This is a genomic window from Nonomuraea sp. 3-1Str (assembly GCF_031570565.1).
GTDB lineage: Bacteria > Actinomycetota > Actinomycetes > Streptosporangiales > Streptosporangiaceae > Nonomuraea.
In genome coordinates, this window is record NZ_JALHBK010000014.1 from 77,834 (window position 1) to 103,135 (window position 25,302).

At 71.8% G+C, this 25,302-nt stretch carries 18 protein-coding genes; 8 read left to right on the top strand and 10 right to left on the bottom strand.

The features are described 5' to 3' along the window. Window positions 1–294 precede the first annotated feature (294 nt). The gene (locus MTP10_RS22725; RefSeq protein WP_310711588.1) at window positions 295–1,509 is read right to left on the bottom strand and encodes an MFS transporter; all 1,215 of its coding nucleotides are present in this window, start codon (window positions 1,507–1,509) and stop codon (window positions 295–297) included. An 85-nt stretch (window positions 1,510–1,594) separates the two neighbouring features. Between MTP10_RS22725 and MTP10_RS22730 the strand changes: the two genes are divergently transcribed. Both MTP10_RS22730 and MTP10_RS22735 read left to right on the top strand, forming a co-directional pair. Next, entirely contained in the window at window positions 1,595–2,062 is a 468-nt protein-coding gene (locus MTP10_RS22730) for a helix-turn-helix domain-containing protein (protein WP_310711589.1), read from the top strand. A 72-nt stretch (window positions 2,063–2,134) separates the two neighbouring features. Further along, complete coding sequence (locus MTP10_RS22735) at window positions 2,135–3,241, top strand: aminotransferase class I/II-fold pyridoxal phosphate-dependent enzyme (RefSeq protein ID WP_310711590.1); 1,107 nt, start codon at window positions 2,135–2,137, stop codon at window positions 3,239–3,241. Between the two features lie 81 nt (window positions 3,242–3,322). Here MTP10_RS22735 and MTP10_RS22740 read toward each other — a convergent pair whose 3' ends face one another. After that, complete coding sequence (locus tag MTP10_RS22740; RefSeq protein ID WP_310711591.1) at window positions 3,323–6,514, bottom strand: PDZ domain-containing protein; 3,192 nt, start codon at window positions 6,512–6,514, stop codon at window positions 3,323–3,325. 188 nt (window positions 6,515–6,702) lie between these two features. Between MTP10_RS22740 and MTP10_RS22745 the strand changes: the two genes are divergently transcribed. Together MTP10_RS22745 and MTP10_RS22750 are read left to right on the top strand one after the other, a co-directional pair. After that, window positions 6,703–7,122, top strand: coding sequence for a hypothetical protein (locus MTP10_RS22745; protein WP_310711593.1), 420 nt, complete (start codon window positions 6,703–6,705; stop codon window positions 7,120–7,122). Between the two features lie 53 nt (window positions 7,123–7,175). Next, window positions 7,176–8,141, top strand: a complete 966-nt coding sequence (locus MTP10_RS22750) for a TIGR03557 family F420-dependent LLM class oxidoreductase (RefSeq protein ID WP_310711594.1) — start codon at window positions 7,176–7,178, stop codon at window positions 8,139–8,141. A gap of 87 nt (window positions 8,142–8,228) precedes the next feature. Here MTP10_RS22750 and leuS read toward each other — a convergent pair whose 3' ends face one another. Continuing rightward, complete coding sequence (leuS, locus tag MTP10_RS22755; RefSeq protein WP_397334491.1) at window positions 8,229–10,682, bottom strand: leucine--tRNA ligase; 2,454 nt, start codon at window positions 10,680–10,682, stop codon at window positions 8,229–8,231. A 743-nt stretch (window positions 10,683–11,425) separates the two neighbouring features. On the opposite strand from leuS, the gene MTP10_RS22760 reads away from it, so the two are divergent. Beyond that, complete coding sequence (locus MTP10_RS22760) at window positions 11,426–13,087, top strand: hypothetical protein (RefSeq protein WP_310711597.1); 1,662 nt, start codon at window positions 11,426–11,428, stop codon at window positions 13,085–13,087. A gap of 9 nt (window positions 13,088–13,096) precedes the next feature. Here the strand turns inward: MTP10_RS22760 and MTP10_RS22765 are convergent, their stop codons facing one another. Then, window positions 13,097–14,338: a cytochrome P450 gene (locus tag MTP10_RS22765; RefSeq protein WP_310711598.1), complete on the bottom strand. Its 1,242-nt coding sequence runs from the start codon at window positions 14,336–14,338 to the stop codon at window positions 13,097–13,099. Window positions 14,339–14,577: 239 nt separating this feature from the next. Between MTP10_RS22765 and MTP10_RS22770 the strand changes: the two genes are divergently transcribed. Next, window positions 14,578–15,708, top strand: coding sequence for a methyltransferase domain-containing protein (locus MTP10_RS22770; protein WP_310711599.1), 1,131 nt, complete (start codon window positions 14,578–14,580; stop codon window positions 15,706–15,708). An 11-nt stretch (window positions 15,709–15,719) separates the two neighbouring features. On the opposite strand, the gene MTP10_RS22775 is transcribed toward MTP10_RS22770, so the two are convergent. From MTP10_RS22775 to MTP10_RS22785, 3 genes are read right to left on the bottom strand one after another with little or no spacing between them, the layout of a single operon-like run. Then, on the bottom strand, window positions 15,720–16,556 hold the full coding sequence (locus MTP10_RS22775) for an alpha/beta hydrolase (protein ID WP_310711600.1): 837 nt from the start codon (window positions 16,554–16,556) through the stop codon (window positions 15,720–15,722). 53 nt (window positions 16,557–16,609) lie between these two features. Continuing rightward, on the bottom strand, window positions 16,610–17,863 hold the full coding sequence (locus MTP10_RS22780; RefSeq protein WP_310711602.1) for a cytochrome P450: 1,254 nt from the start codon (window positions 17,861–17,863) through the stop codon (window positions 16,610–16,612). 46 nt (window positions 17,864–17,909) lie between these two features. After that, complete coding sequence (locus MTP10_RS22785; protein ID WP_310711603.1) at window positions 17,910–19,457, bottom strand: GMC family oxidoreductase N-terminal domain-containing protein; 1,548 nt, start codon at window positions 19,455–19,457, stop codon at window positions 17,910–17,912. A gap of 156 nt (window positions 19,458–19,613) precedes the next feature. Between MTP10_RS22785 and MTP10_RS22790 the strand changes: the two genes are divergently transcribed. Continuing rightward, complete coding sequence (locus MTP10_RS22790) at window positions 19,614–21,149, top strand: long-chain fatty acid--CoA ligase (protein ID WP_310711604.1); 1,536 nt, start codon at window positions 19,614–19,616, stop codon at window positions 21,147–21,149. A gap of 56 nt (window positions 21,150–21,205) precedes the next feature. Here the strand turns inward: MTP10_RS22790 and MTP10_RS22795 are convergent, their stop codons facing one another. Then, window positions 21,206–22,150, bottom strand: coding sequence for a teichoic acid biosynthesis protein C (locus tag MTP10_RS22795; RefSeq protein WP_310711605.1), 945 nt, complete (start codon window positions 22,148–22,150; stop codon window positions 21,206–21,208). Between the two features lie 90 nt (window positions 22,151–22,240). Here MTP10_RS22795 and MTP10_RS22800 point away from each other — a divergent pair, with 90 nt between their 5' ends. Beyond that, the gene (locus MTP10_RS22800; RefSeq protein ID WP_310711606.1) at window positions 22,241–22,627 is read left to right on the top strand and encodes an ACT domain-containing protein; all 387 of its coding nucleotides are present in this window, start codon (window positions 22,241–22,243) and stop codon (window positions 22,625–22,627) included. A gap of 55 nt (window positions 22,628–22,682) precedes the next feature. On the opposite strand, the gene MTP10_RS22805 is transcribed toward MTP10_RS22800, so the two are convergent. Both MTP10_RS22805 and MTP10_RS22810 read right to left on the bottom strand, forming a co-directional pair. After that, window positions 22,683–23,942 (bottom strand): cyclopropane-fatty-acyl-phospholipid synthase family protein, encoded by a 1,260-nt coding sequence (locus MTP10_RS22805; RefSeq protein ID WP_310711608.1) that lies wholly within the window; start codon window positions 23,940–23,942, stop codon window positions 22,683–22,685. 3 nt (window positions 23,943–23,945) lie between these two features. Further along, entirely contained in the window at window positions 23,946–25,295 is a 1,350-nt protein-coding gene (locus MTP10_RS22810) for an FAD-binding oxidoreductase (protein ID WP_310711609.1), read from the bottom strand. Window positions 25,296–25,302 lie beyond the last annotated feature (7 nt).

Sequence of the window (25,302 nt, forward strand, 5' to 3'; positions counted from 1 at the left end):
ACGCACCCTGCGACGGCCGGTCGCCGGCCTCGGGGCGAACCAGATGCCTGGCAGCATCCGGTCGCCGGCTCGCGGCGGAACCAGGTGCCCGACAGCATCCGGTCGCCGGCCTCGGCGGCGAACCAGGTGCCCTGCGGGCCGGTCGCCGGCCTCGCGGCGGACCTGGTGACGGCCTCCGCACCCACCGGCTGAACGCAGCGGTGGCCGGGGGACGCTGGAAGCCCTGATGAAGTGGCGGGGCTGCGAGGCCGTCAACGGTGCTCGCTCGGCGCCGTGCGCTCGCGCCGCCGAGTGTCAGCGGGACGCAGCCGATACGGACGCACCCGGTTGCCGCGCCCCCGGCAGGGCGGTGAAACGTCGGGTCGAGAGGGCGACGAGGAGTCCGAGGGCGGCGTAAGCTCCGCCGAGCAGGCTGGCGGCCGGCCATCCCGCGGCGCTGTAGGCCCACGTGGTGGTGATCGCGCCGAGCGCGGAGCCGAGGGAGTAGAAGGCCATGTAGGCGCCGATGACGCTGCTGCTCTGGTCGGGTCGGGCGGCGGTGAGCAGGTGCTGGCTGCTGACGTGAACGGCTTGCACGGCGAAGTCCAGAAGGATGACGCCGACGATCAACAGCCACAGCGACGACCCCGCTTGACCGATCAGCAGCCACGCGGCTGTGAGCAGGGCAAGCGACCAGCAGGTGACCGAGGACGCCAGACCACGGTCGGCCCATCGGCCGGCCCGGGCCGCGCCCAGCGCCCCGGTGAGACCGGCGAGTCCGAACAATCCGATCTCGGCGGTGCCGAAGTGCCACGGCGCGTCGCCGAGCGGGAGCGCCAGTCCGCTCCACAGCGTGCCGAAGGAGGCGAACAGGAAGAACGCGACCAGTCCCCGGCTGAGGAAGAGCCGGTCGCCGACCACCAGACGACCCACCGATGACAGCAACTGCCCGTACCGGGCTCGGGGGCGGCGGATGTCGGCCTTGAGGGTGAATCGGGCGGCGAGCGCGAGCATCGCGCAAAGCCCGGCGATGACGAGGTAGACCATGCGCCAGTCGGCCAGCTCGCCCAGGGTGCCCGCGACCACCCGCACTCCGAGAATCCCGATGACCACGCCCGAGGTGACCGCTCCGATGTTGCGGCCGCGCTCGCCGGTCGGCGAGACGGCGGCGACGTAGGCCACCGTGATCTGGACGACCACGGCGAACAGGCCGGCCAGGGCCAGGCCCGCGATCGCGATGCCGCCGCTGGGCGCGGCGGCGGCCACCCCCGCGCCTGCCGCTGTGAGCAGCAGGTGCACCGTGATGAGTCTGCGGCGGTCGAACAGGTCACCGAACGGGACCAGCAGCACCAGCCCCGCCAGATAGCCGATCTGGCCGGCGGCGACCAGCCACCCCAGTGCCCCTTCCCTCAGCCCGAGGTCCTCGCCCGCGGCCTCGAGAACCGGCTGGATGCCGTAGACGGTCGACACCGCCACCGCGCACACCAGCGCGAGCACGGCCCGCTGCCTCCCGGTCAGTCCTGGCGCCATATCACCCTCCGATAAGTTGCGAAATGCAACTCATCCGACGCTAGGGCATACTGGTTTCATATTGCAACTCATCGCGGAGGGCCCCGTGGACGTCACACTCGCTGCAGGAAGCGCCTGGACCGACCCGGCCTGCCCGGTCGCGCGGACCGTCGACCTGATCGGCGACCGGTGGAGCCTGCTGATCATCCGCGACGCGATGGACGGGGCGACGACCTTCACCGAGTTCCATCAGCGGCTGGGGATCGCCCGCAACATCCTCACCGACCGGCTCCGCAAGCTCGTCGAGCACGGCATCCTGGACAAGGGCGCCGCCACCGACGGCAGACGACACACCTATCGGCTCACCGAAGCCGGGCAGGATCTCTTCACGGCCGTCGTCGCTCTCCGCCAATGGGGCGAGCGCCACGCCTTCGCCCCGGACGAGCCGCACTCCGTTCTCGTCGACGACCAAGGGCGGCAGCTTCCCCGGCTCCACCCGCTCGGCCAGGACGGCGCGCCGCTCTCCGTCGAGGCGTCGCACGTGCGGAAGACCGCCCTGCCGCGCTTCCGTTGAGGCACCGCTCTCCCCGATCCGCAGCCAGCCCTCGCATATGGCGACAAAGCGCCGGAAATCTAGAATGATTCGGTGACCGATGCAACGAGCCCCAATGACCTCAAGGCCCTGCACGACGGGTTGAAGTGGGCCAAAGCTGGTCCCGGCGTCATTCCCGCCTGGGTGGCCGACATGGACCTGCCCACGGCCCCCGCGGTGGCCGAAGCCCTGAGGCGGCGCGCCGAGGGCGATCTCGGCTACCCGATCTGGCTTGACGATCCCGGCTGCGGACCCCTGGCGGAGGCGTTCGCCGAGCGCATGGCCGCCCGGTACTCCTGGAGCCCCGACCCGGGGTTCGTGCGGACCTTCTCCGACATCAACCAGGCGCTCCAGGTGATCCTCCACGTGTGGACCCGGCCGGGCGACGGGGTGGCGCTCCACACCCCGGCCTACCACCCGTTCCTGGGCACGCTGGAGACCATGGACCGGCCGCTCACGCCGCTCCAGCTCGTGCCCGACGAGGGTGACTCATGGCGGTTCGAGGTGCCCGACCTGTCCGGGTGCCGGGTGCTGCTGCTGGTCAACCCGCAGAACCCGACCGGCCGCGTCTTCACCCGGCGGGAGCTGGAGGAGCTGGCCGAGCACGTTGAACGGCACGACCTCCTGGTCATCGCCGACGAGATCCACGCAGACCTGACGTACACCCCGAACCAGCACATCCCATTCGCGACACTCCTGCCCGAGCGGACGGTCACGCTGACGTCCGCCACCAAGGCGTTCAACCTGGGCGGCATCCGCTGCTCGGTCGCCCACATCGGCTCCCCCGCCGTGCGTGCGGCGCTCGCCGCGCAGCCGCCGTTCCTGTACGGCTCGTCGCACGTGTTCGGTGTGGAGGCCACCATCGCCGCGTGGCGGCACGGCGACGCCTGGCTGGAGGAGACCGTCGCCCTGCTGGACCGCAACCGCAAGACGATCGCCGCCCGCCTGCCCGAGGGGGTGGGCTACCGCCTGCCCCAGGCGACGTACCTGGCCTGGCTCGACTACGGCCGTCCCGGCATGGCCGAGGTGCTGGAACGGGAGGCCAAGGTCCTGCTGAGCGACGGCGCGGGGTTCGGCCCGGGCGGCGAAGGCCACGTACGGCTGAACTTCGCCACCACGGAGCCGATCCTCAGCGAGGTCCTGGACCGCCTCCAGCGATAGCCCTCCCGTGGCTCGCCCGGGGCCGCGGGTGAAGGGACGGCGAATCGCGGCGCCGGGTGAGACACACAGCGGGTCACCCCGTCATGGCGCCAGTGGGGGAAGGGACGGCGGGGTGGCGGCCGGGCGTTCCTCCAGGGCGGCCAGTGCCAGCTCCACCGCCTTCTCCAGCTGCGGGTCGCGTCCCGCCACCCGGTCCTGCGGGGTGGTCACCACCTCCACGTCCGGGTCCACGCCGTGGTTCTCCACGCCCCATCCCGGGCCCTCCAGCCAGAACGAGTACCGGGGCTGCGTGACGACCGTCCCGTCCACCAGCGAGTAGCGCGAGTCGATGCCGATGACCCCGCCCCAGGTGCGGGTGCCGACGAGCGGGCCGAGGCCGCGGTTCTTGACGCCGGCGCTGACGATGTCGCCGTCCGATCCGGCGAACTCGTCCGTGACCGTCACGATCGGGCCGCGCGGCGAGTCCTCCGGGTAGCGCATCGGCTCGTAGCCGCGCGCGTGCGACCACCCGGTGACCCGGCGGGACAGCTTCTCCAGCACCAGCTCCGAGGTGTGGCCGCCGCCGTTCTCCCGGACGTCCACGACCAGGCCCTCGCGGGCCATCTCGGTGCGCAGGTCGCGGTGGAACTGCGCCCAGCCCGACGCCACCATGTTCGGCACGTGCAGGTATCCGAGCCGGCCGCCCGACGCCTCGTGGACGAACGCCCTGCGCCCCTCGACCCACTCGTGGTAGCGCAGCGGGGTCTCGTCCTCCAGCGGTGTGACGACGACACGGCGCGTATCGCCGCCCGACGCGGGTCGTACGGTCAGCTCGACGGGACGGCCGGCCGTGCCGGACAGCAGCGCGAGCGGGCCCCGCACGGCGTCGACCGGGCGCCCGCCGACGGCGACGATCGCGTCGCCGGGCCGTACGGCCACGCCGGGCGCGAGCAGCGGCGAGCGGGCGTCGTGGTCGGACGACTCGCCGGGCAGGATGCGCGTGACCCGCCAGGTGCCGTCCTCGTCGCGGGCCAGGTCGGCGCCGAGCAGGCCCTGCCGGCGGCGCGGGTCGGCGGGCGCGGCGTTGGCGCGGGCGTAGGCGTGGGACGTGCCCAGCTCGGCCTGCACCTCCCACAGCAGGTCGATCAGCTCGGAGTAGGAGCCGATGCGGTCCACGAGCGGCAGGTAGCGGTCGAGGACGGCCGGCCAGTCGACGCCGTTCATGTCGGCGCGCCAGAAGTGGTCGCGCATGAGCCGGCCCGCTTCCAGGTAGCTCTGCCGCCACTCGGCGACCGGGTCGAGCTGGACCGTGACCCGGTCGAGGTCGACGGTGACGACCTCGTCGCCCTCACCGGCGGAGCGGGTCTGCAGGCCGTTCTTGCCGTTGGTGACGAGCCGGGTGCCGTCGCCGCTCACCTCGAAGGCCCGTACCTCGGTGCCGAGCTCGGACCGGGAGCGCTTCTTGAGGTCGTAGCGTTCGAGCACGATCTCGCCGGCCGGCTCGGTGCCGTCGCCGAGCTGGCCCGACAGCGGGTGGCGCAGCCAGAGCAGGGCGTCCTTGCCGGCGCGCAGGTTGCCGTAGCGGCCGGCGGGCACCGGCACGGGCACGACGCGGGAGGCGAGCCCCTCGGGGTCCACCTCGGTTCGCGGGGGCGCGTCGTCCTTCTTGTCGTCCGGCGCGGGCTTGTCGTCCTCGCCGTTGAACCCGCGTCCCTGCAGGCTGGGGTCGAACGGCGACGGCGTGGTGGCCCGCAAGGGGACGATGTACGGCCGGCAGCCCACGGGGAACGACAGGTCGAACACGTGCGCGTCGTACACCGGGTCGAACGTGCGCACCGACAGGAACGCCAGGTGCTTGCCGTCCTTGGTGAAGACCGGGTCGTAGTCGGCGAAGCGCAGGGGGGTCACGTCGATGACGGACGTGCCGTCGAGGCGGCCCATCCTGATCCGCGACAGCGGCTCGTGGTGCGGGTGGACCCAGGCGAGCCACGCCGAGTCGGGTGAGAACGTCAGACCGCTGATGTCGCCGTGCTCGGTGCGGTCGAGCTCCCTCAGCGTCCCGGTCTCGGCGTCGACCACCAGGAGGCGCCCGTCGTGGGTGGCCACGGCCACGTGCTTGCCGTCGGGCGCGGCGGCCAGGGCGAGCACCCGGCCGAGCTCGCCCGCGGCGAGCGTGCGGATCTCGCCGCCGGGGGTGCCGACTTCGAGGCCGTCCTCGCCGGTGGCGTCCGAGACCCAGACCGCCTTGCCGTCGGCGCCGAGCACGCGCGGCAGCCGTACCCGGACTCCCGGCTGTACCCGGAGCGCGCCGGCCGGTCCGTCGCGGTGGGTGACCCAGTGGGCGGTGCCGCGGATCTCGACGGCGCTCGCCCGCCCGGTCGCGTCGGGCGAGAAGCCGCCGACGCGGGCGGGCGCCGGCCGGGTGGCGCGCGCCGGGCGCGGCCCGCTCAGCCTGACGTCCAGCTTGTACGGCTCCGCGTCGAGCCCGTCGAGCAGCCACAGGTCACCGGCGTGGGCGTAGACGACCCGCCGCCCGTCGGTGGAGGCGTGCCGGGCGTAGAACTCGGTGTGGGAGGTGTGCCGGCGCAGGTCGGAGCCGTCGGGCAGGGAAGAGTAGACGTTGCCCGTGCCGTCGGTGTCGGCGAGGAACGCGAGGCGGTCGCCCACCCACATGACCGACCAGTACTGCGCGTCGCTGTCGGCGAACAGCCGGGCGAACTCCCCGTTCCCGTCGGCGTCCACCCAGATCTTGCCCGCGGTGCCGCCCCGGTAGCGCTTCCAGTGCGACGGCTCGCGGAACAGGGACGACACGGTCGCCACCCGCGCGCGGCCGGCCCCCGGACCGCCGTCACCCGCCTCCGGGCCGGCCCCGACGACGGCCGCCTCGCTCACCCATCCGTACGGCAGGCGCGTCGCCGGTCCGCCGTCCAGCGGGACCGCGTACGCCCAGGTCCGCGCGCGGCCGCCCTCGCCCGCACCGGTGACCGCGAGCACATCGCCCTCGGCGGTCCATCCCCGGGTGGCGGTCGTCGCGTTGCCCCAGTGTGTCAGCCGGTCGCCCTGCGGGCCGTCCACCTCCGCGGCGAACACCTCGGGCGCGCCCTCTCGGTGGCTGGTCCACGCGATGCGCGCGCCGTCGGGCGAGAACCTCGGGAAGGAGACGGGTGCGCGGTCGGCGGTGAACCGCCACGCCCTGCCGCCCGTCACAGGTGCCAGCCACACGTCGTCGTCGGCGACGAACGTGAGCAGGTCGCCCCACAGATGCGGATATCTCAGGTATGCGCCAGTTGTCACACGTGAACACTAGTGCCGTCGCTCCGGATGCCGAGAAGGATTTCCCGCCCGCGACCCGGCCTGGCGCACGACTCGTCGCCGGGAGCGGTGCAAGTCAGGGTCAAGATGGCGGGCCGGGACGGATGCTCATCAGCCCCGAGGGAAAGGGACTCCACATCCCAAACTTCACATTGCCACCGCGAGGAACCATGAGACTCTTCCCCAGGACCCACCAGCTCCCGGCCCGCCTGGCCGCCGGCGCGTACATCCTCAACTCCGGCATCGACATGGCCGGCGCCGACCAGGACACGGTCGCGGGCGTCCACGGCATGGCGGCCGGCACGTACCCGTTCCTGAGCAAGCAGGACCCGGCGCAGTTCGTCGGCCTGCTGTCGAAGGCGCAGATCGCGGTGGGCGCCGCCCTGCTGGTCCCCGTGGTGCCCTCGTTCGTGGCAGGGGCCGCGCTGACCGCGTTCGCGGGCGGCCTCGTCGGCCTCTACCTCAGGACGCCGGGCATGCGGCGGGAGGGCAGCCTGCGGCCGTCGCAGCAGGGGATCGCGCTGGCCAAGGACTTCTGGCTGCTCGGCATCGGGCTCAGCCTGATGGCGGAGGAGGTGCTGGACCGGTAGGGATCTCCGGTCTCGTGAGCTAGGCGCCTGCCTCCTGGGGTAGCCCGCCCATCATGGTACAAATCGGATACACTCTGATGTGCGAGCAGACACCGGCTCGGCAGCTCGTCGACGACGCCGCCAGGGCCGAGCAGGTCGGCTTCGACTACGCCGTCATCTCCGATCACTACTTCCCGTGGGTGGAGGAGCAGGGCCACGCGGCCTACGCCTGGTCGGTGCTGGGCGCGGTGGCGCACGCCACCGAGCGGCTCCCTCTCATGACGTACGTGACCTGCCCGATCATGCGTTACCACCCGGCCGTGGTCGCGCAGAAGGCCGCCACCATGGGCGTGCTCAGCGGCGGACGCTTCACCCTCGGCCTCGGCTCGGGCGAGAACCTCAACGAGCACGTCATCGGCGAGGGCTGGCCGTCCGCCGACCGGCGGCACCGCATGTTCCGCGAGGCCGTCACCATCATCACCGAACTGTTCGGCGGCGAGTACGTCACCTACGAGGGCGAGTTCTACGACGTCGACTCGGCCAAGCTGTACGACCTGCCGGAGCGGCCGGTGCCGATCGGCATCGCGGCCTCGGGCGGGCGCTCGGCCGCCATCGCGGCGGAGTACGGGGACCTGCTGATCATCAACGAGCCGATGCCGGAGGTGGTCGGGCAGTTCGCCCAGGCCGGAGGAGCGGGCAAGCCGGTGTACGGCCAGCTCGCCCTGTCCTACGACACCGACGCCCAGGCGGCCAAGGAGCGCGCCCACCGGCTCTGGCGCTGGTCGGCCGCCGGGTGGAAGGTCATGGCCGAGCTGCCGGGGCCGGTGAACTTCGAGGCGTACGCCCAGTTCGTCACGCCCGACGACGTGGCCTCCAGCGTGCCGTGCGGCAGCGACGTGGAGGCGGTGGTGGAGGCGGTCAAGAAGTACACGGACGCGGGCTACACGCACGTCGCCCTGGTGCAGGTCGGGCACGACCAGCAGGAGCCGTTCTTCCGCTGGGCCGAGAAGGAGCTGCTGCCGGCCCTGCGCTCCCTGTGACCGGCCGCGCCCGAGGGCGCGCGGTCTCTTCACGCGTAAGCCCCCACCGGCTCGTACGGCCGGCGGGGGCTCACCCGGGATCATGGGTCAGGGGACGATGTTGACCAGCTTGGGCGCCCGGACGATCACCTTGCGGGGCTGGCCGTCCAGGTAGGCGCGGACCTTGTCCGAGCCCAGCGCCAGCGCGCGCAGCTCGTCCTCGGCGATCGAGGGCGAGACCTCCAGGCGGTCGCGGACCTTGCCGGCCACCTGGACGACACAGGTCACGGAGTCCTGCACCAGCAGCGCCGGCTCAGCGACCGGCCAGCCGGCCAGCGCGACCGTCGAGCCGGTGTGGCCCAGCCGCTCCCAGCCCTCCTCGGCGGTGTAGGGGGCCACCAGCGACAGCATCACGGCCAGCACCTCGGCGGCCTCGCGCACCGCCGGGTCGGCCGCGCCGGGGCCGGAGTCGATGGCCTTGCGGGCCGCCGACGTCAGCTCCATCAGCCGCGCCACCGCGACGTTGAAGCGGTGGGACTCGACCAGCTTGGTGACCTCGTCGACGGTGCGGTGGGTGAACTTGCGCAGCTCCAGGTCGCCGCCCTCGAAGGGGACGCCCGGCTCGCTGCTCACCTCGTCCATCACGCGGAAGGCGCGGGCCAGGAACTTCTGCGAGGCGGCCGGCGAGACGTCGGCCCAGTCGATGTCGTCCTCGGGCGGCCCGGCGAAGACCATGGTCAGGCGGACCGCGTCGACCCCGTAGGCGTCGATCTGCTGGCCCAGGTCGACGCCGTTGCCCAGGGACTTGGACATGGCCTTGCCGCCGTTGATCACCTGTCCCTGGTTCAGCAGGCGCAGGAACGGCTCGGTGAAGTCGACCATGCCCATGTCGTGCAGGACCTTGGTGAAGAACCGGGAGTACAGCAGGTGCAGCACCGCGTGCTCCACGCCGCCGACGTACTGGTCGATCGGCCCCCACTTGCGGACCTGCTCGACGTCGAACGGCCCGTCGGTGTAGCCGGGCGAGCAGTAGCGCAGGTAGTACCACGACGAGTCGACGAAGGTGTCCATCGTGTCGGTGTCGCGCGTGGCGCGCCCGCCGCACTTGGGGCAGTCGACGTTGACCCAGTCGGTGGCGCTGGCCAGCGGCGAGACACCCTTGGGCGCCAGCGCCTCGCCGCGCAGGTCGGGCAGGGTGACGGGCAGCTGGTCGTCGGGGACGGGGACCTCGCCGCAGTCCGGGCAGTGGATGATCGGGATCGGCGTGCCCCAGAACCGCTGACGCGACAGCAGCCAGTCGCGCAGGCGGAAGTTCACCGAGGCGGTGCCCCTGCCCTCGGCCGACAGGATCTCGATGATCCTGGTGATGGCCTCGGTCTTGGTCAGGCCGTCCAGGGGGCCGGAGTTGACCAGGGTGCCCTCGCCGGGCGTCGCCTCGCCGGTCTCGCCGGGGTCGGCCAGGCCGGTGTGGACGACGACCTTGACCGGCAGCCCGAATTTCAGCGCGAAGTCCAGGTCGCGCTGGTCGTGGGCGGGCACGGCCATGATGGCGCCGTGGCCGTAGTCGGACAGCACGTAGTCGGCCGCCCAGACCGGGATGCGCTCGCCGTTGACCGGGTTGATCGCGTGGCGGCCCAGGAAGACGCCGGTCTTCTCCTTGTCGGTGGACAGTCGCTCGATGTCGCTCAGCTTGGCGACCTCGGCGCGGTAGGCCTCGAACTCCTCGCGCCGGTCGTCGGTGACGATCTCGTCGGCCAGCGCCGCGTCGACGGCCACCACGAAGAACGTCGCGCCGAACAGCGTGTCGGGGCGGGTGGTGTAGACGTGGACGGGCTCCTCGCGGCCCTCGATCTCGAAGAGCACGTCGGCGCCCTCGGAGCGGCCGATCCAGTTGCGCTGCATGGTCAGCACGCGGTCGGGCCAGCCGCCCTCCAGCTGCGCCATGTCGTCCAGCAGCCGCTCCGCGTAGTCAGTGATCTTGAAGTACCACTGCGTCAGCTCGCGGCGGATGACGTCGGCGCCGCACCGCTCGCACTTGCCGGCCACGACCTGCTCGTTGGCCAGCACGGTCTGGTCGTTGGGGCACCAGTTGACCAGGCCGCCCTTGCGGTAGGCCAGGCCCCGCTCGAAGAACCGGTTGAACAGCCACTGGTTCCACCGGTAGTACTCCGGGTCGCTGGTGTGCAGGCGGCGCGACCAGTCGAAGGAGATCCCGTAGCGGCGGAAGGACGTGGCCTGGGTCTCGATGTTGGCGTAGGTCCACTCGGCCGGGTGCGCGTTGCGCTTGATCGCGGCGTTCTCGGCGGGCAGGCCGAAGGAGTCCCAGCCGATGGGGTGCATGACGTTGTAGCCGCGCTGCATCCAGTAGCGCGCGACGACGTCGCCGATGGCGAACACCTCGCCATGCCCCATGTGCAGGTCACCGGAGGGGTAGGGGAACATGTCGAGCATGTAGCGCCGCGCCCGGCTGTCGGCGGCGTCCTCGCCCGCCCGGAACGGGTCCAGCTCCTCCCACCGCTGCTGCCACTTGGCCTGCAGCGCCTGCGGATCGTACTCACTCACGGCGAATGTCCTTCTGCCTCGACTCGGACCCATAAGAAAACCCCCCGTGCGCAGGACGAGGGGCAGCCGCGACGGCGAGAGCTCAGGGCCGTCGCGGCCCGCTAAGAAGCAGGGTCGCGGAACGCATAGGTCAAGCCTAGCGCACCTCATCAGGACTTTGCCGATACTCGACGATGACCGCCGGGCGCAAGGGGGGTCGCCACCCGAATTCCGGCCTATGAGATCTGATGGTGATCCATCCGTTGTGACCTCATATGTCCCATTAGATTACCCTCGACGCCGTGGTCTACCCCGTCGAGCCTCACCGATCCCTGGCCGGCCTGCCTATGCAGGATCCCCCCACGGATCCGCACGGCTTCGCGCGTTTCGCTGCGGAACCCCCCAACTCTCCTGGAAAATCCCATGAGATCATGTCCGACACGTCAAAAGCGGACAGAACACCACCAGGAGGTACGGGAGCAATGGCAACGGAGCATTCCGGAGCACAGCACCGGCCACCCTCCTGGCCTGAGGTGCCGCCCCGGGAGGGATCCTCACGTGGGGAGTCCCGCCGGTCCCCGTCCGCCCGGCGCGCCCAGTCCTCCGAACGGCCCGCCCAGCCCTCCTGGACGGAATCGACCTCCCCCTCGAACGCGTCCTGGCCGGGCTCGACCTCCCCCTCGAACCCGTGGCCCGACGCCGGCCCCCCGGCGAACGCCTCCTGGCCGGAGGCCGCCTCGCCGTCGCACACGTCGTGGCCCGACGTGACCGTCGCCTCCAGCGCCCCGCGGCCCTCCAACCCCTCCGACGCCGTGAACGCCTCCTGGCCCGAGACGCCGCGTCAGGACGGCCCGGCCGGTCGGCATGACGGCATGAGGGACGGCGGGCGGGGCGGCTCCCGGGAGCCCGTCCACCGCGATCCCGTGCCGGCCTGGCAGGACCCGTCCAGCACCCCGTCCTCGCCCTCCAACGCCTGGTCCAACCTCAGCTCCCCGGCCCCGTGGCCGCCCGCCGACAGCGCCCCCGCGCGCCCGTCGTCCGCCGACGCCATGGACCGCACGATGATGTACGGCACCGGCACGCCGCTGAACGACCACGCCGTACCACAGGGCCCGCACAGCGCCCGGCCCGACGACCGCTCTCATGACCGGCCTCATGACCGGCCCGTACCGCAGGGCTCGTACGGCGACGGCATGCCGCTGGACGAGCGGGCCGCAGCCCAGGGACGCGAGCGCGCGCGGCCGGGCGGCGACCGCCCCGGCCCCGGCCACCCCGCGAACGCACATCCCGGCGCCGGACACCCGCCGCCGGGCCCGGGCCCGGCCGGACGCGACGCCGCCGGCCACGCCCAGCCCGCCCCCGGCCACGCGTACCCGGCCGAGGTCCGGCAGCCCGGACACCCCGGCCAGCCCGGACACCCCGACCAGCCGGGTCCCCCCGGACAGCACGGGCAGCCGGGTCCCCCCGGACAGCACGGACAGCACGGGCACCCCGGCGAGCACGACCAGCAGGGACACCCGGACGAGCCCGGCCAGCCGCGTCCCGGCTCCAACCTGAGCCGGGACCCGTCCGACCCCGACCGCCCGTTCGTGACGGCCGGGCAGATCAGCGGCTCCCGCACGCCTCCCCCCGACCGCCAGCAGGAGCTCTGGAACAACGTCTTCGGCGACGAGTACGAGGGCATGGGCGAGCCCGACTCGCTGGACGAGCCGGGCAAGCCGATCTGGATCTACGCCCTGGCCGGGTCCGTCTCGATCGCGCTCGTGGGCGCCCTGCTGTGGGCGTTCCTCGCGGGCCCGCTGGCGGGCGACAAGGAGACGCCCGCCGCCGCGGACACCTCCAAGCCGTCGGCCTCGTCCACCCCCAGGACCACCCGATCGTCCACCTCGATCGGCCGCCTGAAGACGTATCCGGGCAAGGCCGCGCCGGTCGTCGGCACGGTGTCCGACACCACGGCCGGTCTCAGCGTCCCGCGGCTGGGCGGCACCTGGCAGCTCGACCAGCGCGGCACGGTCCGCGGCACGTACGGCTTCGCCACCCGCCAGTACGTCAGGACGGGCACCGACACCTACGCCCAGATCCTCACCGGCCCGCTGCCCACGGCGATGGCCTCGTCCTTCACCTCGGAGAAGGACCTGGAGCCGGCCATCAAGAGCGTCGTGGTCAATGCCCGCAAGCGGTTCTTCCCGGAGGGCAACACGGTCCGCAAGATCGCCCAGCAGCCGCTCAAGGTCGGGAACTCCACCGGGCAGCTGATCGCGTACTCGCTCACCTCGGCCACGGGGAACGCCACGATCGTCACGGCCGCCGTCAACACGGGCAAGGACGTGCCGGCGATCGTGTACATGTCGGTCCCGGCCACGGGCAAGCAGCTGCTGCCCGACGTGAACACGGTGGTCAGGCAGCTCAAGGTGATCAGCCAGTAGGCGGCCGCGTCAGAACGTGCACTCCATGTGCTTGATCCCGTTGATGAAGCTGCTGTGCAGCCGGTCCGGCCGGCCGCCCTCGATCGTGGGGACGCGGCGCAGCAGCTCGCGGAACATCAGCGTGATCTCGCGCCGCGCCAGGTGCGCCCCGAGGCAGAAGTGGGGGCCCGGGCCGCCGAAGCCGACGTGCGGGTTGGGGTCGCGGGTGATGTCGAACCGGTAGGGGTCGGCGAACACCTCCGGGTCGCGGTTGGCCGCCCAGTAGAACAGCACCACCTTCATGCCCGCCGGGTAGAGCTGGCCGTTCAGCTCGAAGTCCCGGGTCAGCTTGCGGCGCATGAAGTTCACGGGCGAGGCGAGCCGGACGATCTCCTCGACGGCGCCGGGGGCGCGCCCGTCGATGTCCTCCAGCCACAGGGCGCGCTGACCGGGGTTCTCGGTGAGCAGCCGCAGGCCGTACGAGATGGCGTTGCGGGTGGTCTCGTTGCCCGCCACCACCAGGAGGATGAAGAACGAGCCCAGCTCCTGCATGGTGAGCCGCTCGCCGTCGATGTTGGCGTTGACCAGCGACGAGGTCAGGTCGTCGGTGGGGTGCTCGGCGCGGTAGGCGGCGAGGTCCTGGACGAGCTGCTGGAGCTCCATGCCGGCCGTGAGCAGCCTCTCGGCCACACCGGCCAGGTCGCCGCCGGAGTACTCGGGGTCGAAGCCGCCGAGGATGATGTTCGAGCGCTCGAAGACGAACTGGTAGTCCCGCTCGGGGATGCCCATCATGTCGCAGATGATCTTCAACGGCAGGCGGGCGGCCACCTCCGTCACGAAGTCGGCCCCGGGGCCCTTGGCGAGCAGGTCGTCCACGATGCGCGCGGCGGCGACCTCCACGTCCGTCTCGAACTGCTTGATCATCTTTGGCGTGAACGACCGTGAGACGATCCGGCGCAGGCGGGCGTGGCGCGGGTCGTCCATGTTGATCATCGAGCCGAAGTACTCGGCGAACTCGGCGGGCATGTCCGGGATGTTCGTCGCCCCGCCGTCGCCCGAGCAGAAGATCTCCGGGTGCCGGCTGACCTCGACGATGTCGGCGTGCCTGGCCAGGGCGTAGTAGCCCGGCCCCTTGGGGGCGAAGGAGATCTCCATCTCCTCGAAGTAGGGCGGCCGCTCCAGCGAGCGGATCAGGTCGAACGCCCGCTCCCGCTCGGCCATGGGCCTGGCCCAGAAAGCCTGGTCCGAGAGATCGAAGTCAACGGCAGTCATAGGGCCATCATTTGGGCAAGTGGCCACTTACGTCAATGGTCATGACGTACAGCGTACGTGTCCGTTTCCGGGGTCCGGGGATATTCGCTGGGCCGCGCGGCCGGTGATCGCTAGCATGGCCGCGTGCAGTTCTTCTTCTTCCTGCGTTAGCGGCCCGCCGGCGGGTCGCGGATGACCCACCGCCGGCGATGCGGGGCGGCCAAGGGGCCGTCCCGGGTCGCGACGTTGGAGAAGGACACGTGCGTGCTTTCGCCGTGGCCAGGGCGGTGCGTGGCATCGAGCCCCTGGTGGCCGCGGAGATCATGGAATTGGGTGTCGTCCGGAGACTGCGCCACCGCGAGGTGTGGTTCGAGGTGGCCGAGCCGGGACCCGGGTCGGGTGGGTTGCTCGGGTTGCGGACGGCCGACGACGTGCTGCTGGCGGCGGCCGTCGTGGACGGGGTGGGGCCGGGGCGCGCCGCGCTGGCCCGCCTGCGCCGGGCCGCCGCCGACGCCGACGCGGAGACGCCGCTGAAATTCCGCCGGGCGGCCGCGCCGCCGAGGACTCGCCGGCAGGCCGCGCAGCCTGGCACGCCGGACGGCCTGGACGCGCCGGGCGGTCTGGAGGTGTCGGCGACGTTCGTGGGGCGGCGCTCCTACAGTCGCTTCGACGTCGAGGACGCCGTCGGGGCCGGTCTGTCGCGGGCGCTCGGGGTGCCGTACCACTCGCGGGCGGGCGGCGTGGCGCCGCCTCCGGGCGCGGTGCCGTGGCGGGTGACCATCGAGGGCGACCAGGCGGTCATCGCCGTACGGCTGGGCGAGCGGCCGCTGCACCGCCGGCCGTACAAGGTGGACTCGATCCCCGGCACCCTGCACCCGCCGCTGGCCGCCGCCATGGCCGTCCTCGCGGGCCTCGGCCGGCCACCCGCCGGAGGAGCAGCGCGCGGGGGCGGGCCGGTGGTGCTGGACCCGTGCTGCGGGGCGGGCACGACGCTGACCGAGGCCGGGCTGCTCGCGCCGCACGCGCGCCTGGCCGGGGCCGACCGCTCCCCCGTGTCCGTGCGGGCCGCCGCCGCGAACACGGCGCGCGCCGGAGTGCGGGCGGCGCTGGCCGTCGCCGACGCGGGACGGCTGCCGCTGCCCTCTCGGAGCGTGGATCGTGTGCTGGTGAACCCGCCGTGGGGCCGCCAGGTCGCCGCCGCCGGGCTGCTGGCGCGTGATGGCGGGCTGCTGTGGCGGGAGGGCCGCCGCGTGCTGGCCCCCGGGGGGCTGGCGGGGGCGCTGGGGGACGGGGTGCCGGGGGGCTTCCGGGTCGAGCGGGTGATCGAGGTCTCCCTGTCCGGCAGGCCCCCGGCCCTCGCCGTGCTCAGCGTGGCGAACCGGCGCCGCTGAGGCGAGCCTCGTCAGGAGGCGGGGCCGAGCCAGTCCAGGATGAGGCGGTTGACCTCCTCCGGGCGCTCCAGGTGGAGGAAGTGGCCGGCCCCGGCCACCTCCTCGGCCCGGGAGCCCGCCGGCAGGTGGTCCGGCGCGTCCTTGACCACACCGGCCCCGAGGCAGCCGTCCCCGCTCCCGTGCAGGTAGAGGATCGGCCCCGTCGTGGGCTCGGGGTCCGGGTGACGGCCCGAGGGCGGAGTGGTGCCGAGCATGGCCCGGTAGTACCCGATGGCCGCCGCCAGGTTGCCCGGCCGGCCGAGGCTGCGGTGGACGAACTCAAGGTCGCGCCGCGCGTCGTACCCGGGCGACCAGTCCGCCCACAACCCCTCCAGGAAGCCCGGCTCGGCGGCGGCGGTCTCGGCCAGCCCCGTCTGGAAGAGGAAGACGTAGAAGGAGCGCTTGAGCTGCTCGTACGAGAAGAACGAGGTGAGCATCGCGCCGGGCGGCGGGACCGCCAGGGTCACGGACCGGCGGAAGCGCCCGCCCAGCCCGTACACGGGGAAGGCGCCCCAGTCGTGCCCGACGACCACGGCGTCGTCGCCCCCGCCGAGCTCCTCGTGCAGGGCGGCCACGTCGGCGGCCAGCGCCGCGCCCTCGTAGGCCCCGTCGGCCGGGATCTCGGTCGGCGCGTAGCCGCGCATGAACGGCGCCACCGCCCGGTAGCCGCGGCCGGCCAGCGCCGGCATGAGGTGCCGCCAGGTGTGCGCGGTGTCGGGGAACCCGTGCAGGCACAGCGCCAGCGGCCCCTCCCCCACGGCAAGATACGCGAACTCCACCCCGTTGGCGTGGATTGTCCTGATCTCCATGACTGCGAAACCTAGCACCCGCTTGCCCACCCGAGAATGCCGGGCGGGCGCGCTCAGTAGGCGTACCGCAGGTGCTTGATGCCGTTGATGAAGTTGGACAGCAGATGGTCGGGCTCGCCCACGGCCCTGAGGTCGGGCAGCCGGGTGAACAGCTCCCGGAACATCACGGTCATCTCCCGGCGGGCGAGGTGGGCGCCCAGGCAGTGGTGCGGGCCGGGCCCGCCGAACCCGACGTGCGGGTTGGGGTCGCGGGTGATGTCGAAGGCGTCGGGGTCGCGGAAGACGGCCTCGTCGCGGTTGGCGGAGTTGTAGAACAGCAGCACCTTGTCGCCCTCGCGGTAGCGCATGCCGTTCATGACGTGCTCGCGCGTGACCGTGCGGCGGAACTGGATCACCGGCGTGGAGTAGCGGATGATCTCGTCACACGCCCTGCCGATGAGGCCCTCGAAGTTCTCGGTCAGCAGCCGCCGCTGGTCGGGGTGGTCGGTGAGGAGCTTGAGCCCGTGCGTGATGGCGTTGCGGGTGGTCTCGCTGCCGGCCACCACGAGCAGGATGAAGAACGAGCCCAGCTCCTGGGAGCTGAGCCGCTCCTCGCCGTTGACGAGCAGGCTGACCAGGTCGCCGGTCGGCCGCTTGCGCCGCTCGTCGCCGAGGCGGGCGGCCAGCCGGTTCAGCGAGTAGCCGGCGTGGATGAGCCGGGCCAGCCCGCGCGCCACGTTGACGCGGCTGAGCTGGGGTCCGACGCCGCTGTACTCGGGGTCGGCGTTGCCCAGGATGACGTTGGTGCGGCGCAGGACCAGGTCGTGCAGCTGCGGCGGGACGCCCATCATGTCGCAGATGACGCGGACCGGGAGCCTGGCGGCGACCTGGGTGACGAAGTCGCTCGGCCCCTCCTTGACCGCCTGGTCGACGATCTCGGCGGCGGCCCGCTCCAGGTCCTCCTCCATCTTGGCCAGGACGCGGGGGGTGAAGGCGCGGGAGACGATGCGGCGCAGCCGGGCGTGCTTCGGGTCGTCCATGTTGATCATCGAGCCGAAGTAGACGGCCAGCCAGCGGGGCATGTCCGGAATGCTGTTGGAGCAGGGCTCGCTGCTGAACACCTCGGGGGTGCGGCTGGCCTCCACCACGTCGGCGTGCCGGACGAGCGCGTAGTATCCGGCGCCGCTCTTGATGAACGGCAGCGGCTGCTCCGGCACGAACACGGGCCGGTCGAGCGCGCGCATCCGCCGGAAGGTCTCCTGGCGGTGGGCCTGGGGCAGTGCCCAGAACGGCATCTGCGACAGGTCCATGTCGGCGGAGATCGTCATAACCGCAAAGCCTTGTGCAAGTGGTCACTTACGTCAAGGCGTTCGGTCAGGCCGGACCCGCCAGGATCAGATCCGCGGCCTTCTCCCCGATCATTATGGCGGGAGCGTGGGTGTGGCCGCGATTGAGCGACGGCATGATCGAGGCGTCGGCCACGCGGAGCCCCTCGACGCCGCGCACCCTCAGCTCGGGGTCCACCACCGACGTCTCGTCCGCGCCCATCCGGCAGGTGCCCACCGGGTGGTAGAGCGTCTCGCCGCGCTCGCGCACCCACTGGGCGAGCTCCTCGTCGCTCTCCGGGCCGTCGTAGGGCGGCATCGGCCCGTCGGCGTACGGGCGCATGGCGGTGGTGGCGAAGATCTGCTTGGCCGTCCTCAACCCGGCGACGAGCCGCCTGACGTCGGCCTCCTTGGCCAGGTAGCCGGGGTCGATGACCACGTCGTGCCCGTTGAGCCCGACGCGGCCGCGGCTCTCGGGCTGGAGCAGCACCACGCCGACGGTCATGGCGTGGCCGGTCGGCGGGGTGAGGCCGTGGTCGACGAACGGCCCCGGCGCGAAGATCAGCTCGATGTCCGGCGCCGGCTCCTCCGGCGAGGTCCGCACGAACGCCACCGCCTCGCCCACGTTCGTGGTGAGCATGCCGGAGCGCAGCACGAGGTAGCGCAGCAGGTTGCCGACGGACTCGGCCCTGGTGAGCGTCACCGGCTGCCGGCACCGGACGAACACCCCGGACGACAGGTGGTCCTGGAGGTTCTTGCCGACCTCCGGCAGGTCGCGCACCACGGTCACGCCGGCCTCGCGCAGCTCGCCGGCCGCGCCCACCCCCGAGCGCATGAGCAGGTACGGCGAGCCGATCGTGCCCGCGGCCAGGATGACCTCGCGACGGGCCCGGACCTGCGCGCCGCCGTCGTGCTCGATCCCGATGGCGCGCACGCCGTCGAACACCACCCGGTCCACGGTCGCGCCCGTGATGACGATCAGGTTGGGCCGTTTGAGCGCGGGGCGCAGGTAGGCGTCGGCGGCGCTCCACCGGCGGCCCCGGCGCTGGGTGACGGGGGTGGGGCCGTAGCCCTCGCTGGAGGGGCCGTTCACCTCGGGCAGCCTGGTCAGGCCCAGCTCCTCGCAGGCCCCGAGGAAGGCGGCCGTGGTGACGTTGGGACTGCGCAGCTCGGAGACGTACAGGGGGCCGCCGGTGCCGTACACGCCGCCCTCGTTGCCGCCGACGCGGTGCTCGGCCCGATGGAAGTACGGCAGGACGTCGTCGTACGACCAGCCGGGCACCCCCCACTGGTCGTAGTCGAGCCGGCCGCCGCGCACCCACATCTGCGCGTTGATCGACGACGACCCGCCGAGCACCCTGCCCCTCGGCCAGTACAGCTCGCGGCCGGACATCTCGGGCTGCTTGGCGGTGGAGTAGTTCCAGTCGTAGGCGGTCTTGAACAGCTTCGCGAAGGCCGCCGGCATGCGAATCTCCAGCTTGTCGTCCGGGCCGCCCGCCTCGACCAGCGCCACGCTCACCCCCGGATCGGCCGTCAACCGGCCGGCCAGCACGCATCCCGCCGACCCCGCACCGACGATGACGTAGTCGTACTCCATGGTTCCTCCGCAGGGGTGAATGACGTGGTACCTGCTTACTCCAGGCGACCGGGGGCGTCCATATCCACTTGTGACCCGCGTTACCTACCGGTCGGTATGCCGCCCTGCGAAGATGGCCGCGACGTCGCGTAGGCCGCGTAGAGGGAGGAAGGCGACATGCTCAACCTGTCGGTCGTGCTCGAGGACAGCGCCAGGAACAACCCGGACGGCACCGCCCTGGTCTTCGGCGACATGCGCCTGCCCTACTCGATGGTCGAGACGATCGCCAACCAGGTCGCCAACCTGCTGGTGTCACGCGGCATCGGCCGCGGGGACAAGGTCGCGCTGGCCTGCCCCAACCTGCCGTACTTCCCGTTCGTCTACTTCGGCATCCTCAAGGCCGGGGCCGCCGTCGTGCCGCTGAACGTGCTGCTCCAGGACCGGGAGATCGCCTACCACCTCGACGACAGCGACGCCAGGGCGCTGTTCTGCTTCGAGGGCACGCCCGAGCTGCCGCTCGGCGAGCGGGGCCGGGCCGGGTTCGAGGCCGCCGAGGGCTGCGAGCACTTCTTCGCGCTGCCCGCCACCCCGCTCGCCACCGAGTCGCCGTACGGCGAGTCGATCTGGGCGGCCCTCGACGGGATGGCCGGCACGTTCGAGACCGCGGCGACCTCCCCCGACGACACCGCGGTGATCCTCTACACCTCGGGCACCACCGGGCAGCCCAAGGGCGCCGAGCTCAGCCACCAGAACATGCTGATGAACGCCATGGTGTGCGACCAGATGTTCGAGCGCGAGGCCGAGGGCGACGTGTACCTCGCGGTGCTGCCGCTGTTCCACTCCTTCGGCCAGACGGTGGTCATGAACGTCGGCTTCCGGCGGCGCGCGGCGGTGGTGCTCATGCCGCGCTTCGAGCCGGGCGAGGCGCTGGAGCTCATGCGCCGGGAGGGCGTCACCTTCTTCGCGGGCGTGCCGACGATGTACTGGGCGCTGCTCACCACCTTCCACGCCAACGGCGGCGAGGTGCCGGGCCGGCTGCGGACGGCGGTGGCGGGCGGCTCCTCCTCGCCGGTGGAGGTGCTGAGGGACTTCGAGCGCACCTTCGGCGTCGGCATCCTGGAGGGGTACGGCCTGTCGGAGACCTCGCCCGTGGCCAGCTTCAACCAGCCGGGCCGCCCGGCCAAGGTCGGGACGGTCGGCACCCCGATCTGGGGGGTGGAGATGCGGCTCGTCGACAGTGAGTGGAAGACGGTCGAGGACGAGGGTCCCGGCGAGATCGCGATCCGCGGTCACAACGTCATGAAGGGCTACCACGGCCGGCCGGAGGCGACGGCCGAGGTGCTGCGCGACGGCTGGTTCCGAACCGGCGACATCGCCACCCGCGACGCCGACGGCTACTACGCGATCATCGACCGGGCCAAGGACATGATCATCCGAGGCGGCTTCAACGTCTACCCGAGGGAGCTGGAGGAGGTGCTGCTGACGCACGAGGCGGTCTCGCTGGCGGCGGTCGTGGGCGTGCCCCACGAGTCGCACGGCGAGGAGGTCAAGGCGTACGTCATCCGCACCCCGGACGCGACGGTCACCGAGGACGAGCTGATCGCCTGGTGCCGGGCGAACATGGCCGGCTACAAGTACCCGCGCATCGTGGAGTTCAGGGACACGCTGCCCATGACGGCCACCGGGAAGATCCTCAAGCGCGAGCTGCGCTGACGCCGCCCCTCACCCAGCCGCCCCTCACACCAGCCGCTCCTCACACCAGCCGCTCCTCACACCAGGGCGGTCTTGTAGAAGATGCTCGCCTTCCTGGCCCCGGCGGCGCCCGAGGCCAGGCCGAGACAGAGCCGGGGCCGGCCCGAGGCGATCTGGATCGCCATGCCCTCCGGCTCACGGTAGTCCAGCGACTTGCCGGCCTGGGTCAGCGCCCGCTGCACCGTGCGGCCGGTACGCAGGTCGACGCAGGTGGCGTAGGTGTTGCCCGGAGCCGGGTTGGCCGGGCCGTAGGCGTCGCCGTCCAGCAGGTAGAGGTAGTCGCCGTGGGCCGCGTACCCCTGGAAGGTGCCGAGGCCGGCCGGCTGGGCGATGTCGTGCACGGGGGTCCGCGAGCCGGACTTGACCGCCTGGAGCGGGAAGACGGCGTAGCGGAAGCCGCCGTTCTTCCGGTAACGCATGACGAGCCGGCCGGTGGAGGGGTCGATGGCGCAGGTGGTGTTGGTCGCGCCGGTGACGGGCGCGTACCGCGTCACGCCGGCGGACGTCGGGGTGATCGTCCGGCCGGAGGCGAAGGCGAATCTGGCGAGCCGGTTGCCCCAGGCGTTGGCCCCGTCGGCGACCGCGCCGGTCTCGGTCCACAGGTAGGCCGATCCGCCCGATGGCTCCACGCCGATCTGCACGCCGTGGCCGAAACCCATGAGGTACATGTGCCCGAGCACCGCGCCGCCGAGGCTGAGCCTGGTCAGGCAGAGGTGTCCGGCCGCCGAACTGCCGCCCCCGTTCTTGACCTGCACCGCGTAGATGTGGCCGTGGGCGTTGTCGAAGGCGAACGACTGCAGGACCGTCTCGTCGTACAGCGCCTTCTTCCAGATCAGGCTCGTGGCGGGCGCCGCCAGGTCGAACCGGCCCGCGGCCCCCGCGGTGGCCTCGGCGGCCCTGCCGCTCAGCAGCGCGGTGACGGCGGCCCCGGCGCCGCCCACCAGCAGCCCTCTCCTGGTCATGAATGACGACATCTCGGACAAAGGTCCTCCACAACGGTCGACAGGAGTCCAACACCCTAGCGGGTGATCTCGCCGTGGTAGACACGTGCCATGTCGTCACCCACCGCCCAGCGCCTCAGCGTCGTCCCGTCCGCGTTCGCCGTGGAGCACCTGCCGCACGCGACCTTCCCCGAGGACGACGAGTGGATCGCGCTGGTCCGCGCCCCCGAGGGGCTGACCGTCGTCCGCGAGGCCTGGCCGTCGGGCTCGGGTGAGCGCTGGATCGGCCTGTACGGCGCCGCGAGCGCCCACGACCTCGACGTCCCCGGCATGCTGGCGGCGGTCGTGGGGCCCTTGGCCGGCGCGGAGATCCCGGTCTTCGTCGCCTCCACCTTCCACGCCGACCTCGTGCTCGTTCCCGAGCCGAGGGCCGGGGAGGCCGTGGCCGTCCTCGAAGGCGCGGGACATCGGGTGGACACCCGGCACCTGCGCCTCTGAGACGCGCGGGGGCGCGGAGCCGTGCGGCTCCGCGCCCCTGATGCACCGCGCCGGATCAGGGCCAGTCGCGGGCCGGGCGCAGCGGCACGCCGGAGCGGCCGTCCTTGTCCAGCTTGACCCCCAGCACCTGGTGGAGCTGGACCTTGTTGCGCTCGAAGCCGACGATGCAGCCCGCCATGTACAGCGCCCACACCCGGGCGGTGCCCATGCCGACCTCCTCGACCGCGTCGGCCCAGTTGGCGTCGAGGTTGTCGCACCAGTGGCGCAGCGTCTTGGCGTAGTGCTCGCGCAGGTTCTCCTCGTGGCGGATCTCGAAGCCGAGGTCCTCCATCTGCCGGATCAGCCAGCCGACCGACTCCAGCTCGCCGTCAGGGAAGACGTAGCGGTTGATGAAGCCGCCCTTGTTGAAGGTCTTCTCCGCGCCCGTCGGCCGGGTGATGCAGTGGTTGAGCAGCCGGCCGCCCGGCTTGAGCTTGCTGTACAGGAACTCGAAGTAGGCCGGGACGTTGTCCTTGCCGATGTGCTCGGTCAGGCCGATGGAGCTGACCGCGTCGAAGCCGCTCTCGCTGACGTCGCGGTAGTCCATGTGACGGACCTCGCACAGGTCCTGCAGCCCCGCCTCGGCGATGGCCCGCTGCGCCCACTCGGCCTGCTGCTTGCTGAGCGTCACGCCGAGGGCCTTGACCCCGTAGTGCTTGGCGGCGTGCATGACCATGCCGCCCCAGCCGCAGCCGACGTCGAGCAGCCGCATGCCCGGCTGGAGGCCGAGCTTGCGAGCCACCAGGTCGAACTTGGCGTACTGCGCCTCCTCAAGGGAGGAGGAGTCGCCGGGGAACACGGCGCAGGTGTAGGCCATGGACGGGCCGAGCACCCACTCGTAGAAGCGGTTGGAGACGTCGTAGTGGTGGTGGATGGCCTCGGCGTCGCGCTGCTTGGCGTGACGCGAGCCCAGCCGGGCCAGCCTGCTCTGCCGCATCTCCTGCGGGGGCGGCGGCACCCGCATGAGCAACGGCTTGACGCCCAGCGCCCGGACCGCGGCGATCTTCTCGGGCGTGGTCAGGTCGTTGGTCGTGATGTTCCACATGCGATCGAGCAGGGTGTACATGTCGCCGTGGAGGTCCAGGTGCCCCGACACGTAGGCCCTGGCCAGGCCCAGCTCGCCCGGCGCCTGCGCGAGGTAGGCCACCGCGATCGGGGACTTGACCTCCAGGCAGAGGTCGGCCCCGTCCGGCCCCGCCTTGCTCCCGTCGTACGCCCGGAAGGCGATCTTCGCCTCGGAGCCGACGATCTTCTCGAAGATGCTTGCAAGAGCCATCTCTCACCTTCCCCGCACACACTTGTCGTACAGGTCCAGCAGGCGCCCGTCCCGGTCGTATTCCCGTTTGACCGGCCAGTACGCGCTGCCGTTGTACAACTCCCAGAACTGCTCGCGGGCGTAGAAGGACGTCGAATAGAGCGACTTGTGCCCGTCGAGTTCGTGCACGGAGCTCTCGATGAGCCGGTTGTAGTAGCCGTCGAACCGTCCCCGCGGCAGCGGAACCATCCCCCAGAACCCGAAGTTCACGTACAGCCGGCCCGGCTCCAGGGGGTAGAGGGGCCAGCGGGACGAGGCCCGCAAGGGGCACATCCAGACCGGCGTCATGCCGACCTGGTCGTAGAAGAAGTCGAGGAACTCGGCGCCCCGCTCGGCCGGCACCTCGACGTCCTGGATGACCGACTCCTGCACGGGCCGGCCGGCCCAGCGGTCGATCCGCGCGGTCACGCCGTACCGGCGGTCGAGCGCGACGAGCCTGCGGTAGACGTCGGAGCGCATCCAGCGGCGCGGCATGAGCGAGCGCACGACGGGCTGCTGCACGCCGAAGGCGCGCGAGCACCAGAACCAGTCGGTGTCCCAGCGCCACAAGTAGTCGCGGATCGTCAGCCAGTCACGCTGGCGGTTGCGGATCGACTGATAGTAGATGCGCATCCCGGTGTAGTCGGAGACGTACGGGGCGCGCTCGGCGAAGCGGCCGAGCGTGATGTACATCTCCTGCGGGGTGAAGAACACGCCGTCGACGAAGTCGACCGGCTCCCCCTCGTGCTCCATGCTCTCGCAGATCTCCTGCATGGCGAGCATGCACTTGTCCGCGTCGGTGAACGGCACGTGCGTGAGGCGGACGTACGGCTGGACCGGCTTGAGCCTGATCTTGATGCGCAGCGCGTAGCCGAGCGTGCCGTAGGAGTTCGGGAAGGAGCGGAACAGGTCGCGGTGCTCGTTGTCGTCGCGGGCCACGACGACGCGCCCGTCGCCGGTGAGGATCTCCAGCTCCTCGACCGACTCGTGCGGCAGCCCGTCGCGGAAGCTGGTGGACTCGATGCCGAGGCCGGTGACCGCGCCGCCGAGCGTGATGGTCTTGAGCTGCGGCACGACGTACGGCATGAGGCCGTGCGGGAGCGTGGCGTCGACCAGGTGCTCGTACGTGGTCATGCCCTGGACCTCGGCCGTCATCGTCTCCGGGTCGACGCTGATGACCTCGTCCAGGTCGCGCGCGGACAGCTTGGCCGTCTTCTCCGAGTCGCGGAACCTGAAGAGGTTGGAGGTGGCCTTGGCCAGCCGGGGCGCCGCACCGCCGGGGATCTCCGCGTAGGACCGCTGGATCTGCTCTACTGCCCGTCGGTGTGTCGACATCGTCGTC